The sequence below is a fragment of the Cyanobium sp. ATX 6A2 genome, assembly GCF_024346355.1.
Lineage (GTDB): Bacteria > Cyanobacteriota > Cyanobacteriia > PCC-6307 > Cyanobiaceae > NIES-981.
The window spans coordinates 61,657-75,886 of record NZ_JAGQCU010000010.1 but is presented as its reverse complement, the minus strand read 5'-3'; the positions used below and the strand labels follow the sequence as shown (position 1 = coordinate 75,886).

Below are 14,230 nucleotides of genomic sequence, written 5' to 3'. Positions count from 1 at the left end.
GGGATGGACCAGGCTGACGTGGGTGGCGATGGCTGACCAGCCCTGGGGCTTCCTGGTGCTCGACAAACCGGCCGGGCTCAGCTCCCACGCCTGCGTGAGCCGGGTGCGGCGGGCCTACGGCCTTCGCCAGGTGGGGCACGGCGGCACGCTGGATCCGGCGGTCACCGGCGTGCTGCCGATCGCCGTGGGGCCCGCCACCCGGCTGCTGCCCTATCTGAGCGGCGACAAGACCTACCGGGGGGCGGTGCAGCTCGGCCTCACCACCAGCAGCGACGATCTGCAGGGGGAGGTGCTGGAGCGGCGTGCCGTGCCAGCCCTGAACGCGGCCGAACTGAATGCGGCCCTGGAGCGGTTCCGGGGGGCAATCGAGCAGGTGCCGCCGCAGGTGTCGGCAGTGCATGTGAACGGCGAGCGCGCCTACCAGCGTGTGCGGCGGGGCGAAACGCTGATCCTGGCGGCGCGGCCCGTGCTGATCCAACGGCTGAAGCTGCTGAGCTGGGACCCCGCCAGCGACCGGCTCGAGTTGGAGGTGGCCTGCTCGGCAGGCACCTACATCCGCTCCCTGGCTCGTGATCTCGGCGCCGTGCTGGGCTGCGGTGGCACCCTGGCCAGCCTGCGGCGCAGCGCCGCCCTGGGCTTCACCCTGGAGCAGGCGGTGCCCCTGGAGGCCCTCGAGCAGGGTCCGCCCCCTGCCCTGCTGGAGCCCCTCTCGGCACTGGCCCACCTGCCCCGGCAACAGCTCAACCCCGAGCAGCTCAGCGGCTGGCGCTGCGGTCGTCGGCTGGCCGTTGAGCCCTCGATCGCGGCGGCGGCCAGCGAGGGTCAGGCCGTGGTGGTGGTGACCCCGGATGGCAATCTGGCGGGCATGGCCCGGGCCACCGCCGACGGCCAGCTGCAGCCGAAGCTGGTGCTCGAGGCGGCCGGGTGATGCCGATCGTCGCTCTCTCCCGCCCCATTCCGCCATGGCCGGCCACAGCAAATGGGCCCAGATCAAGCGCACCAAGGCGGTGGTGGATGCCAAGCGGGGAGCACTGTTCACCCGTCTGGGCCGGGAGATCATGGTGGCAGCCCGGGGCGGGGCCGATCCGGCGGGCAATTTCCAGCTGCGCACGGCGATCGAGAAGGCCAGGGCTGCCGGTGTCCCCAACGCCAACATCGAACGGGCGATCGCCAAGGGCTGCGGCCAGCTGACCGATGGGGCCGACGCCTTTGAGGCCGTGCGCTACGAGGGCTACGGGCCCGGCGGGGTGGCCGTGCTGGTGGAGGCATTCACCGACAACCGCAACCGCAGCGCCGCTGACCTGCGGCTGGCCTTTGGCAAGCACGGGGGCAACCTCGGCGAGACGGGCTGCGTGGGCTACCTGTTCGAGCAGCGCAGCGTGGCCTGTGTGCAGCTCCCCGGCCTCGATGAGGACAGACTGCTGGAGATCCTCCTGAGCCTCGAGAGCGAGGCCGGCGTGGCCGTTCTGGGCTACGAGCTGGGGGTGGAGAGCGGCACGGCGGGCCAGGGCGAGGCCGCCGAGGTGTTCGCGCCCTTTGCCCAGCTGGAGGCCCTGCAGGACGGCCTGCGCGCCCGGGGGCTGAGCGTGACCAGCTGGGAACACCGCTGGATCCCCCAGTTGAGCTGCCCGCTCAGCGATCCCGAGCAGCTGCGGGGCTGCCTGCGCATGCTCGATGCCCTCGAGGAGCTTGATGACGTCCGTGCCGTCACCACCAACCTGGAAGCCGACGCCACACTGCTGGACGAGCTGATGGCCTGAGCCAGCGGCCTAGGTGGTTCAGGTGGTTCAGGGGCCGCTGGTCGCGCCGCTGAGGGCGGCCCGATCGGCGATCACACGCACCGCCGGGTGCCGTTGCAGCCAGCTGGCCGGGAGCTCCGGGGAGGGCCGCTGGCACAGCAGGCGACCCAACACATCCGCCTTGCCGGCTCCGGTGACGACCAGCAGGATGCGGCGGGCCGCCAGGATCTCCTCCAGGCCCAGGGTGATGGCCCACTCGGGCACCGCGGCGGGGTCGCCGGCGAAGGCGGCGGCGTTGTGCCGGCGGGTTGAGGCGCTGAGCTGCACGGGCCGGCAGCAGCTGGTGGCGGCGCAGGGCGGCTCGTTGAAGCCCACGTGGCCGTTCAAGCCCAGCCCGAGCAGCTGCAGGCCGATCCCGCCGGCGGCACGGATCTCGGCGGCGTAGCGCCCGGCCTCGGCCTGCGGGTCGGCCGCCTGGCCGTCGGGCAGCCTCACGCTGGCGGGATCCAGCCCCAGCGGCCCCGTCAGGCAGCTGTGCATGAAGGCGGCGAAGGAGCCTGGATCACCACTGCCCAGACCCACGTACTCATCGAGGTTGTAGCTGCGCCAGTGGCGGCGCAGGTGCTGGCGGTGGCCGTCCAGCAGCTCACGCTCGGCCTCCAGCAGGGCTGCATACACCGGCTCCATCGTGGTGCCAGTGGCCAGGCCGAGGGGACGCGGCTCGGGCCCCAGACGATCGGCGAGCAGCTGCCTAGCCACATGGCTGGCCACGGCCTCCCTGCTCTCCAGGACGGTGAGGGCCAGGCGCGGGGGGGTGACGGCGCTCAAACAGGCTCAGCGCAGGCTGGTTCAGCGCAGACCGTAGGGCCGCAGCACCGTGCCCCGGTAGTAGTGGCTGAGGATGCGCTCATGGCTCTCGCCCCGGCGGGCCATGGCCAGGGCGCCCCACTGGCTCATGCCCACGCCGTGGCCGAAGCCGCGGCCCACGGCCAGCAGCGCGGGCTGGGGCGACGGCTGGGGCACGCGGCGCGTACTGCCAGACCCCAAGGAGCCGGCGGCGGCACCACTGCCCGCCATGGCCAGGCGAACGGTGGGGAGGGCCGGCGGCGGCGGCGGCAACTGGGGTGACTCAGCAGTGCTAGGCGCCGGAGTGAGCACCTGGAAGCGCACCTGGGTGCTGCGCAACCCCAGCCGTGAGCGCAGCTGAGGGCCGGTGACCAGCAGGCTGCCGCTGGGACCCACCACCCGGGCCTGCCGCACCCTCCCCGTGGCTGTGGTGGACAGCACATCAATGCTGTACACCCCGCCGGTTTCCGTGAAGGCCTGACGCAGACGGTCCGCCGGCAGCAGCTCCTGCCATTGGTGCACCGGACTGTCGTGGTCGAAATCGGGCACGCTCACCAGGTAAGGGAGCTGCTGCTGCCAGATGTCACCGCTGTTTTCGGTGAGGCCGCCGCTGCTGCTGTGAAACACCGTGTTGGCGAGGTTGGAGCCGAACATCAGCACCTGGCCGCGGGTGCTGGCCACGGCCTCCCGGGTGGAGGCGGTCTCCGCCTCGAGGCCCTTGTACACCTGGCTGCTCACGGTGGCCTTGAGGTCGTAGGCAGCGGCGGGCTTGAGTTGGCGCAGCGCGTAGGTACGGGCGGCCACCGCCTGGGCGCGCAGGGCCTGCTGGGGCCAGCTGGCGGGCATCTCACTGCCCACCACGCTGGGCAGATAGGTCTCGAGCGGCACGTGGTTGATCGCCTGCAACTTGCCGCCGGTGGTCAGCAGACGCAGACGCCCCCGGTAGCGGCGCTGCTGCAGCTGGAAGGCGCCGGCGCTTTCGGGGCGGCTGCCGGGAACAGGCTCCAGCCAGTAGGCCGAGGACGCAGGCAGCTGGGCGCTGGCGGGGGCTGCGCCGCCCGTGGCCCCCGGGAACAGCAAGCGCACGCTGCCACCCTGCACTGACACGGTGGCGGTGGTGCCGGCGGGAAGCTGCACACCGCCGGGCTGGATCCGCAGCGGCTGGCCAAGGGAGATCAGCGAGAGGCTCGGGCCTTCAGCCAGCAGCACCCGCACTTCGGGCTCAGCGGGGCGGGCCTGGAGGGCGGTATCGCCGGAGACCGCAGCCGGAGCGGAAACGGCCACCAGGGCAAGCACCGGTGTCCAGGGGCGCAGGGACAGCGACACGGCGAACGTTCAACTCGGTCGCCCATTGTGGCCGTCGTGGCAACATGCGCCAGAGGCCATCCCCCCGTGCAGGTCACGTTTCTCGGCACGAGTTCCGGGGTTCCCACCCGGGGCCGCAATGTTTCCGCCGTGGCCCTGCGTCTGCCCCAGCGCGCCGAGCTGTGGCTGTTCGACTGCGGCGAGGGAACCCAGCATCAATTCCTGCGCAGCGACCTGCGGGTGAGTCAGCTGCGGCGGATCTTCGTGACGCACATGCACGGGGACCACGTGTTCGGGCTGCCGGGCCTGCTGGCCAGTCTCGGCCTGGCGGGCACCTGCCCGGGCATCGACCTCTACGGCCCCGACCGGCTGCGCGATTTCCTTGAGGGGGTGCTGCACACCAGCTCCACCCGCATCAGCTACCCCCTGCGGCACCACCGGGTGGGGCAGGCGGCCGCCAGCGGCACGGCACTGCTGGAGCTGGAGGACATCAGCGTGCGCTGCACGCCGCTGACCCACCGGGTACCCGCCTTCGCCTATCGGGTGGACCAGAAGCCCCGGCCGGGGCGCTTCGATGTGGCCAAGGCCAGGCAGCTGGGCATTCCCCCCGGCCCGATCTACGCCCACTTGAAGCAGGGGGTCAGCGTCACCCTGGAGGACGGCCGCATCATCAACGGCGCCAGCCTGTGCGGGCCGGAGCGCCCCGGCGCCAGCGTGGTGTACTGCACGGACACGGTGTTCTGTGAGGCGGCGGTGGTGCTGGCGGAGGGAGCCGATCTGCTGATCCACGAGAGCACCTTCGCCCACGCCGAGGCCGAACTGGCCTTCGCCCGCCAGCACTCCACCACCACCATGGCGGCCCAGACGGCCCTGGCCGCGGGGGTGAAGCAGCTGGCCCTCACCCACCTCAGCCCCCGCTACATGCCCGGCAACGCCGTCAGCCCCGACGACCTGCTGGCTGAGGCACGGTCGATCTTTCCGGACACCGTGCTGGCCCGGGACTTTCTGAGCATCGATGTGCTGCCGGAGGAGCCGGAGCCGGCGGCCACACCGACCGCGCCTGAAGCGGCGCTCAGCCCCTGAACCGGCAGCGATGGAAGTCCCAGGCGCCTGAGCCTGCAACAGTTCTCCCGAATCCGGAGCGGAGCCCCCGGCCCCCGTGATACAAGATCTGCGACGCGGTTGTCACCGCCAACCCTCCGGCTTCTCCCCATGGCCTCGACCCCTCCGGCCTTCGCCACCTTCATCCTCCACCGGGCCCTGCGCGCAACGCTGCGCACCCTGGTGGCCCTGCCCCTGGTGTTGCTGCTCTGCGTGGGCTTCAGCGGGCAGGCCCTGGCCGCCCAGTGGACCTCCGACCAGCTCACCGTGCCCGCCAGCCCCGATGGCAGCACCGTGACCTTCACCGAGCAGGACATCAAGGCCGGCCGCAGACAGTTCAACACCAGCTGCGGCGAGTGCCACGCCGGCGGCATCACCAAGACCAACCAGAATGTGGGGCTGGATCCGCAAACCCTGGCCCTGGCCACCCCGTCGCGGGACAACGTGGATGCCCTGGTGGACTACATGAAGGACCCCACCAGCTACGACGGTGAGTACTCCATCGCCGATGTGCACCCCAGCATCCGCAGCAGCGACATCTTCGTGAAGATGCGTGACCTCGACGACGACGATCTGCGCCTGATGGCCGGCTTCATCCTCACAGCGCCCAAGGTGCAGGGCCAGCAGTGGGGTGGCGGCAAGATCTACTTCTGAACCCAGTGATCTGGATCCAGTGATGCCTTGACCGGTGCCTCAGGTGCCGGTTTTTTCATGGGACGCGATCGGCTGATCCACTGCCCCCTCCTCCTCCTCGGGGGGTGAGACGTTGGCGGGATCCATGGAACCGGGCTGCTTGCTGTACCACCACTCCTGGAGGGCAGGCCGCAGCCGCACCGGGAACAAGGTGACCACCGTGCGCGTGGGCCTGGCACCGGGCAGCAGCAGTTCCACGGCGTAGGAGGGGCAGCGGCGGGCGGCCAGGTCAGCCACGAAGCGACGACCGACGCGTCGCCAGCTGGGTTCCTTGCTGCGCCAGGCCAGGCGGCAGCAGGGCCAGGGCAGCTCCTCACGATCGAACAGCCGGCAGCAGGGCCCCAGAACCCGGTAGCTGTACTGGCCGCCGACACTGGTGTGCTGGGAACCGGGCGGCAGCAGCTGCTCGGAGGCGCGGGCGAGAGAGAACAGGGCAGACATGAAAAAGCCACCCCGAAGGGTGGCGGGAGGACGGGCCGGATTCAACCCATGAAGCTCAGTAGAGCTCTTCCTCGGCGTGGGTGGTGATGGTGCAGTCGCTGGTGGGGTAAGCGACGCAGGTGAGCACAAAGCCAGCCTCGATCTGGTCGTCGTCGAGGAAGCTCTGGTCGGACTGGTCAACGGTTCCGGCGGTGAGCTTGCCGGCGCAGGTGCTGCAGGCACCGGCACGGCAGGAGTACGGGAGGTCGATGCCCTGCTCTTCAGCGGCGTCGAGGATGTACTGGTCGTCGGGAACCTCGATGGTCTTGTTGAGGCCCTCGCTCTCGTTGATGAGGGTGACCTTATAGGAAGCCATGGAAGGGATTGGGGCTCACAGGCACCCGGGCAGCCGGGCCTGTAGGACCAGCCCTTCATACATCGGGCAGCTGCCGTTCCTGTCTTTTTCGGGGGCTGGCCCGGGGAAGCCCAATCAAAGCCAGATTACCTATCAGCGTGCCTTATGTAACACTCCGGCCCGTTGATCGTGCATCGCTTCAGGCCCGCCGGATCGTCAGCAACCCCCAGTCGCTCTGGCGGGCCGTGAGGGCAGCGGCCCATCCCTGCGCCGCCAGAGCCCGGCGCAGACGCGGCTCCTGCGACACCAGCAGCCCGCTGAGCAACCCCACCCCCCCGGGGGCGAGCACGGCATCGAAGGCGGGGCAGAGGGCCTCGATCACCGGGGCCAGGATGTTGCAGAGCAGCAGGTCGGCCGGGCGCTGCTCCAGCAGCTCCGCCAGCGACTCCACCGAGCCCTGTCGCACCCGCAGCCGCTGCTGCAGGCCGCAGGCAGCGGCGTTCTCGGCCGTGGCCCGCACCGCAAGGGGGTCACTGTCCACCGCAGCCACGGAGGTGGCTCCCAGCAACAGGGCGGCAAGGCCGAGGATGCCGCTGCCGCTGCCCAGATCCGCCACCCGCAGGCCATCCAGGCCAGGGGTCGGGCGCTGGTCACTGGGGCCCCTGGCGGCCAGCGCCTCCAGCGCCTCAAGACAGAGGCGGGTGGTGGGATGGCTGCCGGTGCCGAAGGCGCTGCCGGGATCCATGCGGATCACCAACCGCTGGGCGCAATCGGGAGGCACCTGAAGCCAGCTGGGAAGAATCAGCAGCCGCTCGCCCACCGGATCGGGCCGCCAGTGCTGCTTCCAGCTCCGGCTCCAGTCCTCATCGTCCTCCTGCTCCCAGCTGATCGGCGGCACGGTGAGGGCGAAGGGCTCAGCCAGTGGAGCCAGGGCCGCCTCCAGCCGCTGCCGCTCCGGCGCGGGCCAGTCGGCAGCGGGCAGCCAGGCCAGCAGCTGCCGCTGGTCGGGGTGCTCGGGACGGTGGCGAACGGCCAGGCGGGGAATTCCCAGGCAGTCGAGTTTCCAGAGCAGGGATTCCTCCAGCTCCGGAGGGCAGGGCATCTGCAGACGCCACCAGGTCTGAGGCATGGCGATGGCCCGACGGGGCAGCAGAGGTCAGACCAGGGTCACGGGGTGGGCCTCCTGAATGCCATCGATCCGGTGGATGCTCTCCAGCAGGCTGGCGGGGATCGGATCGTCGAGGCTGAGCGCCATCACGGCATCGCCCCGCACGATCCGGCGCCCCACCTGCATCGAGGCGATGTTGACGTTGTGCTCACCGAGCACCGAGCCGATGCGGCCGATGATCCCGGGCATATCGCGGTGGCGGGTGAACAGCATGTGCCGGCTGGGGCTCACGGACACAGGGAACTCGTCAATGGCCGTGACGCGCAGGTCGCCGTCGCCCAACACCGCGCCACTGACGCTGTGGTTGCCCTTGCTGCTGCGGGAGCGGAGCTCCAGGGAACCACCGGCGTAGTCGCGGGCGGCTTCATCCTTCACCTCCAGCACGTGAATGCCTCGGTCTTTGGCCTCGAGGCTGGCGTTCACGTAGTTGATGGCGTCGCCCAGAGCGGTGGAGAGCACACCCTTGAGCACGGCCACCACCAGCGGCTGGGCGGGGTGGGCGGCGAACTCGCCCTGCAGGCGCACCTCCAGCTCGCTGATCTGGCCACCGGCCAGCTGGCTGAGCAGCTGGCCCAGGGTTTCGGCCAGCTGCAGGTGGGGTCTGAGCTGCTCCATCACCTCGGCATTGAGGCCAGGGATATTCACGGCGCTGCGGGCCGGCTGCCCCAGCAGCACGTCGCGGATCTGCTCGGCCACGTCGATGGCCACATTTTCCTGGGCCTCGGCGGTGCTGGCTCCCAGGTGCGGGGTGAGCACCAGGCGCTCCTTCACCGCGCGCAGGGGCGAATCGGCCACCAAGGGCTCCTTGGCATACACGTCGAGGGCGGCGCCGGCGATCACGCCGGCCTCCACCGCCTCGGCCAGGGCCGCCTCATCCACAATCCCGCCACGGGCGCAGTTCACCAGGCGCGCCGTTGGCTTCATGGTGCGCAGCAACTCGGCGTTCACCAGGTTCTCGGTGTCGGGCGTGCGCGGCAGGTGCAGGGAGACGTAGTCGGCCTGGGCGAACAGCTCGGCCAGGGGCAGCAGCTTCACCTGCATGCTCTGGGCCCGTTCCTCGGAGACGAAGGGGTCGTAGGCGAGCAGCTCCATGCCCATGGCCTTGGCGACCCGGGCCACGTGGGAGCCGATCTTGCCCAGACCGACAACCCCGAGCTTCTTCTTGTACAGCTCGTTGCCCACGTAGGTCTTGCGGTCCCAGCCGCCGGCCATGGTGCTGGCGTGGGCGTGGGGCACATGACGCGAGAGCGACAGCATCAGGGCCAGGGCGTGCTCGGCGGCGGCGATCGTGTTGCCCTCGGGGGAATTCACCACCAGCACGCCGCGCCGGGTGGCGGCGGGCACATCGACGTTGTCGACGCCCACACCGGCCCGACCGATGATCCGGAGTTTGGTTGCGGCCTCGATGATCTCGGCGGTCACCGTGGTGCCGGAGCGGATCATCAGGGCCTCATAGTCACCCACGATCGAGCGCAGCTCATCGGCCGACAGGCCGGTGCGCACATCCACCGTGGCCACCTGGGAGAGGATGTCGATCCCCGCCTGGTCAATGGGATCCGAAACGAGAACCTTGGTCATACCCGGCGGGTGATGTTCGGCCGGGGGTGCAGTGTAGTGAGGGGCCTGGGCGGCAGCCCGGTGACCGCAGCAAGCAGAATCAGTTCATTAGCGCTCGAACGGGGGCTGCGGTTTTGACGAGTGTGGTGGTGGTCGTCGACGACCTGAAGCGTCTGCATCAGGTGCGCGATCAGCTCGCTGCCCTGCAGCCTCCCCCGGCCCAGCTGATCGCGGTGGGCGCTGGTGAAACAGCCATGGAAGAGGTGGAACGCCTCAACCCGGCGGCAGGTCGGCGACGCCGGCAGCGCTCCATGGCCCGCTGGCTGATCCCCTTCGGCTTCTTCGCCGGTTTCACCTTCACGTTCATCACCGATCTCAACACGTTCGCCTTCGCCGGCGACTGGGGCTCCCACCTGATCGGCGGCCTGCTGGGCCTGGGATCGGGCTGGATGGGCAGCTTCGCCGCCGCCGCCAGCGTGCGCTCCGAGCAGGACGACCGCATACGCAGCCTGCGCAACCGCGTGGAGGAGGGCAGCTGGCTGCTGCTGGTGGAAACCGCCGCCGGCGCCGACATGCCTTGGATCACCCTCCAGCAGGCCCGTCCGCAGGCGGTGGTGCGCCTGGGTGACAGCTGATGCTGCCCCGCGGGGAGCTGCTTGAGGGCAGCCACCATCCCGCCGTCCTCGGCACTGTGCTCGATGCGGCCGACACGGCCCTGCACACCTGGGAGCCCTGCTGGACGGGGTTTCTCGATCCCGCGGTGCGCGAAGAGGCCCTGCAGCGCCTGGAGCCCCTGGCCGACCTGGAGGTTCATGGCGACGGCGGCTTCCCGGGGGCGGAACGGCAGTGCCTGCTGCTGCAGCGGCGGCAGAGCGAGCTCGAGCAGCAGGCGCCAGCGGCGGATCTGGCCGGGCTCGAGATCAGCGGCAATTTTCTGTTCGATCCAGCCGAACCCGCCGACCTGCGCCAGGCCCTGCTCAGCCTGGGCACGGCGCCGGAGACGATCGGCGATCTGTGGATGCGCGGCGATCGGGGCGGTCAGGGGGTGCTGAGCAGCGCAGCGGCCCAGAGCCTCGATGGCCGCCAGGGCCGGGTGCGCAGCGTGGAGGTGCAGCTGCAGGCCCGGGGAATCGACACGCTGCAGTTTCCGGCCCGCCGGCAGCCGCGGCGATGGCACAGCGTTGAGGCCTCCTGCCGTCTTGATGCCGTGGCCTCCGCCGGCTTCGGGGTATCGCGCACGCGCATGGCCGAGTTGATCCGCAGCGGCCAGGTCCGCGTGAACTGGGGGGTGATCACCCGATCAAGCCGGGAGCTGGCACCTGGCGATCGGGTGCAGATGAGCGGCCGCGGGGAACTGGCTGTGCTCACCGTCCAGCCCACCAAGCGCCAGCGCTGGAGGATCGAGCTGGAACGCCACTGAGGGCTGCGCACGCCACTGAGGGCTGCAAACGCTGGGGGCAGAATCCGGGGCCTGGTGGGCTGCTAGTTTTTGGCCAGCTCATGGACGACACCTGACCGGGTACCTGGTCCAACAGCCAGGCTCTGTTGCCGATGATCCCCCGGGGTTCATCACAAGAAGCAGCCCAGTTCAGCCCTGAAACCACCATGTCGCAGGTTTCAATACAAGGGCCCATGTTCATGGGCCATGAGCGCGGGCGATTAGCTCAGAGGTAGAGCACTACCTTGACACGGTAGGAGTCACTGGTTCGATTCCAGTATCGCCCACTTTTCCTTTCAGGAAGTTTCTGATCAGCCATGGCCGGCACTCGAGATTCTTCCCCTGCCGGCACCCCCGCTCACGAGGCTTCCACCACCGCATTTCAGACCACCGCCTTCCAGGCCTCGGCGTTACAGGCCACGGCATCACCTCTGGCGGTGGTGATCGGCATGGGTCGTTCTGGCATCGGTGCCGCCCGGTTGCTGCAGTCCCTCGGTGAGCGGGTGGTGCTGCTGGAACGTCGCGCCACTGAAGAGCTGGAACGGCAGGCCACTGATCTGGGCCGACAGGGCATCCATGTTCTGCTCAACCAGGGCCTCGATGCCGACGCCATCCTGGCGTTGGGCCCCGACCTCAAGCGGGTGGTGGTGAGTCCCGGCATCCGCTGGGATCATCCGGTGTTCGAAACCCTCCGCGCCAGGGGCATCACCGTTCAGGGGGAAGTGGAGCCCGCCTGGCACGCCAGTCGCCCCGTGCCCTGGATCGGCATCACCGGCACCAACGGCAAAACCACCGTCACCCATCTGGTTCACCACCTGCTGCAGAGCGCCGGCAGGGATGCGGCGATGGCCGGCAATGTGGGGCGCTCCGCGGCCGAAACCGTCCTGGAGCGGCGGCACGATGACCAGGGACTTCCGGACTGGCTGGTGGTGGAGCTGAGCAGCTACCAGATCGAGGCCTGCGAGGCTGTGGCTCCGCGGGTGGGGATCTGGACCACCCTGACCCCCGACCACCTGGAGCGGCACGGCACGCTGGATCACTACCGCAGCATCAAGCGCCGGCTGCTGGAGCGCAGTGCGGTGCGCGTGCTCAATGCCGATGATCCCGATCTGAGCTCCAGGGCGACGAGCTGGGATCGGGCGCTGTGGGTGACAGCGGGGCCGTGGCGGGAGCTGGCACCGGGCATCGCGCCGGCCCTGTGGATCGAAGCGGGGCGGGTGTGGCACGCGCAGGGGGACGACCGCTGCGATCTGATGGCCGCCGATGCCCTGGCGATGCCGGGCTCCCACAACCGTCAGAACATGTTGCTGGCGGTGGCAGCGGGTTTGGAGGCAGGTCTTGACGGACCCTCCATGGAGGCTGCCCTGCGCCGCTTCCCCGGCGTTCCCCACCGCCTCGAGCACATCCGCACCTGGCAGCAGGTGCGCTTTTTCAACGACAGCAAGGCCACCAACTACGACGCCGCCGAGGTGGCCCTCAAGGCCCTGGACGGGCCACTGGTGGTTCTTGCCGGCGGCCAGGCCAAGATCGGTGAGGTCCAGCCCTGGGTGCGGGCCCTGCGTCACTCAGCCCGTGCTGTGGTGCTCTTCGGGGACGCCCAGAAGACCTTTCGGGGCCTGCTGCGGGAACACGGCTACAACGGCCGCACAGAAACCTGCGGTGGGCTGGAGCAGGCGGTGCCCCTGGCAGCCCAGCTGGCATGCGAGCTGGGCTGCTCGGCGGTGCTGCTCTCGCCGGCCTGCGCCAGCTTTGACCAGTATCCCGATTTCGAGGCGCGGGGGGAGCACTTCCGCCAACTGGTGGAAAAGCTCTGATCCAGCCCTCCCCGCCGGGCGAGAACCGCAGCGGTTCGTAGCATCCTTTGAACGGAACGGGCTCGAACAATGGCCTACTGGCTGATGAAAAGCGAGCCGGATGTGTACGGCATCGAGCACCTCAAAGCGGAGCGAACCACCCTCTGGGACGGCATCCGCAACTACCAGGCGCGCAACTTCATGCGCAGCATGGCGGTGGGCGATCAAGCCTTCTTCTATCACTCCAACTCCAAACCACCTGGGATCGTGGGTCTGATGGAGGTGCTGGAAACGGGTCTTGTCGATCCCACCCAGTTCGATCCCCACTCCCGCTATCACGACCCGGCCTCCGCCCGGGACAATCCCCGCTGGGACTGCGTGCGCCTGGGCTTTTTGCGTCAGTTCCCCACACTGCTGTCGCTGGAGACACTCCGGCAGACCTTCAGCCCTGAGCAGCTGGGGGTGGTGCGACGCGGCAACCGCCTCTCGATTCTCCCGGTCGCGGACAGCAGCGCCCAGCGGATCCTGAGCCTGCTGGAGAGTTGATGCGGGGCACCGCGCCTACACCCCCGCCGATCGCCATCCGCCGCGCCCTGGAAGAGGGCTGGGATGGCTTCCGCCGCGGGAGCTCCACCTTGATCCCATTCACCCTGGTGGTGGGCGGCTTGAACGTGCTCTGCCAGCTGGCGATCCGGTTGAGCGGCGAGCGGATTGTGAATGTCTACGGCCAGACCGATCCACTGGCGCGGGGGTTTCTGGTGCTCGCCTGGCTCGCCTACCTGCTGAGCAACCTGTGGCTGGTGGTGGGACTGCTGCGCGGGGCGAACACCGCTCTGGAGCGGCAGCGGCCGCGGCTGCGGGATCTGTTGCGGCTGGACGGCCGGGCACTGATGCGGGCTGGAGGCACCCTGGCCCTGGTGCTGCTGGTGCTGGCCGTGATCTTCCGCCTGGCCCAGGCCAGCGCCTGGTTGCTGGCCCTGCTGCAGCCCCTGCTGCTGGCGCTGCCGTTGCTGGCAGGGGCGGCCGCCGTGGTCTACGTGGTCACCGATCAAGTGCTCAGCCTGCCCCTGAGCGTGCTGGGGGGCCATGGGCCCATGGAGGCGTTCCGCCGCGGCCGGGCGGCGATCGATCCCCACTGGCTGCAGGCCCTGGGGCTGACGCTGCTGCTGGGGCTGGTGCTGCTCTCGGGCTTTCTGCTGCTGGTGGTGGGCCTGGCTGCGTCTCTGCCGGTGGCGGCCTGCATCCTGGTGGCGGCCTATCGCCAGCTGTTCCCGGCGCAGCCGCCGCGGCGGCTCCAGGCCCAGCCGCAACCGGTTCAACCGCAGCGGAAGCGCCCCTGAGAGGGGAACAGATTGGCCAGATAACAGCGGGTCACATCCCGACTCTGCACCCCGTTCTGCACGAGGAAACCGGCGACAGCGGCCTGGAACAGGCGGTACTGGTCCCAGTTGGGATGCTGGTCGATGAACAGGCGCATCGACACCAGCAGGGCCTCAGGCACCTCGGCCCGCAGGCTCACCATCAGCTCGCCCGGGGAGTCCGTTTCGCGCTCGCCAGCCGAAGGCTGGCCGTGCTGAGCGCCGCAGCCGCAGCCGGAACCGCTGATCGTGGCCTCTGTCGTGGCCTCTGATTCCATGCCTGTTCCCGCGAGATGGGCCCAAGAATCCCGAACGCCCCCGCGGCCGTCAAATCCGAGCCCGTGCCGCAGCCGCAGCCGCTCCCAGGCTGAGATCCCAGTGCATGGCAGAGATCTCCCGAAGACCCGCGGCATCCAGACCAAGAGCCGGGGGCTCGGCGCACGCTGTCAAGGGTGAG

16 protein-coding genes and 1 tRNA gene are annotated in these 14,230 nt (G+C 69.6%); 10 read left to right on the top strand and 7 right to left on the bottom strand.

Going from position 1 to position 14,230, the window contains the following annotated elements; all coding sequences use genetic code 11:
* Positions 1-28: 28 nt before the first annotated feature.
* Positions 29-928, top strand: coding sequence for a tRNA pseudouridine(55) synthase TruB (truB, locus tag KBY96_RS10475; RefSeq protein WP_254979311.1), 900 nt, complete (start codon positions 29-31; stop codon positions 926-928).
* Positions 929-962: 34 nt separating this feature from the next.
* Positions 963-1,760 carry a YebC/PmpR family DNA-binding transcriptional regulator gene (locus KBY96_RS10470; RefSeq protein ID WP_254979310.1) on the top strand — a complete coding sequence of 266 codons (798 nt, stop codon included), beginning with the start codon at positions 963-965 and terminating at the stop codon, positions 1,758-1,760.
* A gap of 27 nt (positions 1,761-1,787) precedes the next feature.
* Here KBY96_RS10470 and KBY96_RS10465 read toward each other — a convergent pair whose 3' ends face one another.
* Both KBY96_RS10465 and KBY96_RS10460 read right to left on the bottom strand, forming a co-directional pair.
* Positions 1,788-2,567, bottom strand: a complete 780-nt coding sequence (locus tag KBY96_RS10465) for a glucosamine-6-phosphate deaminase (RefSeq protein WP_261358338.1) — start codon at positions 2,565-2,567, stop codon at positions 1,788-1,790.
* Between the two features lie 21 nt (positions 2,568-2,588).
* Positions 2,589-3,911 (bottom strand): SpoIID/LytB domain-containing protein, encoded by a 1,323-nt coding sequence (locus KBY96_RS10460; RefSeq protein ID WP_254979309.1) that lies wholly within the window; start codon positions 3,909-3,911, stop codon positions 2,589-2,591.
* A 66-nt stretch (positions 3,912-3,977) separates the two neighbouring features.
* On the opposite strand from KBY96_RS10460, the gene KBY96_RS10455 reads away from it, so the two are divergent.
* A complete protein-coding gene (locus KBY96_RS10455) occupies positions 3,978-4,973 on the top strand; it encodes a ribonuclease Z (protein WP_254979308.1) in 996 nt (331 codons plus the stop codon).
* 129 nt (positions 4,974-5,102) lie between these two features.
* A complete protein-coding gene (gene psbV / locus KBY96_RS10450) occupies positions 5,103-5,645 on the top strand; it encodes a photosystem II cytochrome c-550 (RefSeq protein ID WP_254979307.1) in 543 nt (180 codons plus the stop codon).
* Positions 5,646-5,684: 39 nt separating this feature from the next.
* Here psbV and KBY96_RS10445 read toward each other — a convergent pair whose 3' ends face one another.
* The 4 genes from KBY96_RS10445 to serA form a co-directional block, all read right to left on the bottom strand.
* On the bottom strand, positions 5,685-6,125 hold the full coding sequence (locus KBY96_RS10445; RefSeq protein WP_254979306.1) for a hypothetical protein: 441 nt from the start codon (positions 6,123-6,125) through the stop codon (positions 5,685-5,687).
* Between the two features lie 55 nt (positions 6,126-6,180).
* Positions 6,181-6,480, bottom strand: coding sequence for a ferredoxin (locus KBY96_RS10440; RefSeq protein ID WP_254969246.1), 300 nt, complete (start codon positions 6,478-6,480; stop codon positions 6,181-6,183).
* 178 nt (positions 6,481-6,658) lie between these two features.
* Positions 6,659-7,588 carry a 50S ribosomal protein L11 methyltransferase gene (gene prmA, locus KBY96_RS10435; RefSeq protein ID WP_254979305.1) on the bottom strand — a complete coding sequence of 310 codons (930 nt, stop codon included), beginning with the start codon at positions 7,586-7,588 and terminating at the stop codon, positions 6,659-6,661.
* A gap of 27 nt (positions 7,589-7,615) precedes the next feature.
* A complete protein-coding gene (serA, locus tag KBY96_RS10430) occupies positions 7,616-9,205 on the bottom strand; it encodes a phosphoglycerate dehydrogenase (protein ID WP_254979304.1) in 1,590 nt (529 codons plus the stop codon).
* A 113-nt stretch (positions 9,206-9,318) separates the two neighbouring features.
* Here serA and KBY96_RS10425 point away from each other — a divergent pair, with 113 nt between their 5' ends.
* The 6 genes from KBY96_RS10425 to KBY96_RS10400 all read left to right on the top strand — a co-directional run bounded on the left by KBY96_RS10425 (position 9,319) and on the right by KBY96_RS10400 (position 13,755).
* Positions 9,319-9,819 carry a hypothetical protein gene (locus tag KBY96_RS10425; protein WP_254979303.1) on the top strand — a complete coding sequence of 167 codons (501 nt, stop codon included), beginning with the start codon at positions 9,319-9,321 and terminating at the stop codon, positions 9,817-9,819.
* Complete coding sequence (locus KBY96_RS10420) at positions 9,819-10,604, top strand: photosystem II S4 domain protein (RefSeq protein WP_254979302.1); 786 nt, start codon at positions 9,819-9,821, stop codon at positions 10,602-10,604. Before KBY96_RS10425 ends, KBY96_RS10420 begins: the two co-directional genes overlap by 1 nt.
* 233 nt (positions 10,605-10,837) lie before the next feature.
* Positions 10,838-10,909, top strand: a tRNA-Val gene (locus KBY96_RS10415).
* 162 nt (positions 10,910-11,071) lie between these two features.
* The gene (murD, locus tag KBY96_RS10410) at positions 11,072-12,436 is read left to right on the top strand and encodes a UDP-N-acetylmuramoyl-L-alanine--D-glutamate ligase (protein WP_254979340.1); all 1,365 of its coding nucleotides are present in this window, start codon (positions 11,072-11,074) and stop codon (positions 12,434-12,436) included.
* A 69-nt stretch (positions 12,437-12,505) separates the two neighbouring features.
* Positions 12,506-12,961 (top strand): EVE domain-containing protein, encoded by a 456-nt coding sequence (locus KBY96_RS10405; RefSeq protein WP_254979301.1) that lies wholly within the window; start codon positions 12,506-12,508, stop codon positions 12,959-12,961.
* Positions 12,961-13,755, top strand: a complete 795-nt coding sequence (locus tag KBY96_RS10400; protein ID WP_254979300.1) for a hypothetical protein — start codon at positions 12,961-12,963, stop codon at positions 13,753-13,755. The genes KBY96_RS10405 and KBY96_RS10400 overlap by 1 nt, the downstream gene beginning before the upstream one ends.
* Here the strand turns inward: KBY96_RS10400 and KBY96_RS10395 are convergent.
* Positions 13,731-14,051, bottom strand: coding sequence for a DUF2811 domain-containing protein (locus KBY96_RS10395; RefSeq protein WP_254979299.1), 321 nt, complete (start codon positions 14,049-14,051; stop codon positions 13,731-13,733). The two genes, KBY96_RS10400 and KBY96_RS10395, sit on opposite strands and share 25 nt — an antisense overlap.
* Between the last annotated feature and the right edge of the window lie 179 nt (positions 14,052-14,230).

Bases quoted from the DNA above. Each gene is read 5' to 3' on its own strand.
- truB (WP_254979311.1), top strand. From the start codon at position 29: ATGGCTGACCAGCCCTGGGGCTTCCTGGTGCTCGACAAACCGGCCGGG.
- KBY96_RS10470 (WP_254979310.1), top strand. From the start codon at position 963: ATGGCCGGCCACAGCAAATGGGCCCAGATCAAGCGCACCAAGGCGGTG.
- psbV (WP_254979307.1), top strand. From the start codon at position 5,103: ATGGCCTCGACCCCTCCGGCCTTCGCCACCTTCATCCTCCACCGGGCC.
- KBY96_RS10445 (WP_254979306.1), bottom strand. From the start codon at position 6,125: ATGTCTGCCCTGTTCTCTCTCGCCCGCGCCTCCGAGCAGCTGCTGCCG.
- KBY96_RS10440 (WP_254969246.1), bottom strand. From the start codon at position 6,480: ATGGCTTCCTATAAGGTCACCCTCATCAACGAGAGCGAGGGCCTCAAC.
- prmA (WP_254979305.1), bottom strand. From the start codon at position 7,588: ATGCCTCAGACCTGGTGGCGTCTGCAGATGCCCTGCCCTCCGGAGCTG.
- serA (WP_254979304.1), bottom strand. From the start codon at position 9,205: ATGACCAAGGTTCTCGTTTCGGATCCCATTGACCAGGCGGGGATCGAC.
- KBY96_RS10420 (WP_254979302.1), top strand. From the start codon at position 9,819: ATGCTGCCCCGCGGGGAGCTGCTTGAGGGCAGCCACCATCCCGCCGTC.
- murD (WP_254979340.1), top strand. From the start codon at position 11,072: ATGGGTCGTTCTGGCATCGGTGCCGCCCGGTTGCTGCAGTCCCTCGGT.
- KBY96_RS10405 (WP_254979301.1), top strand. From the start codon at position 12,506: ATGGCCTACTGGCTGATGAAAAGCGAGCCGGATGTGTACGGCATCGAG.
- KBY96_RS10400 (WP_254979300.1), top strand. From the start codon at position 12,961: ATGCGGGGCACCGCGCCTACACCCCCGCCGATCGCCATCCGCCGCGCC.
- KBY96_RS10395 (WP_254979299.1), bottom strand. From the start codon at position 14,051: ATGGAATCAGAGGCCACGACAGAGGCCACGATCAGCGGTTCCGGCTGC.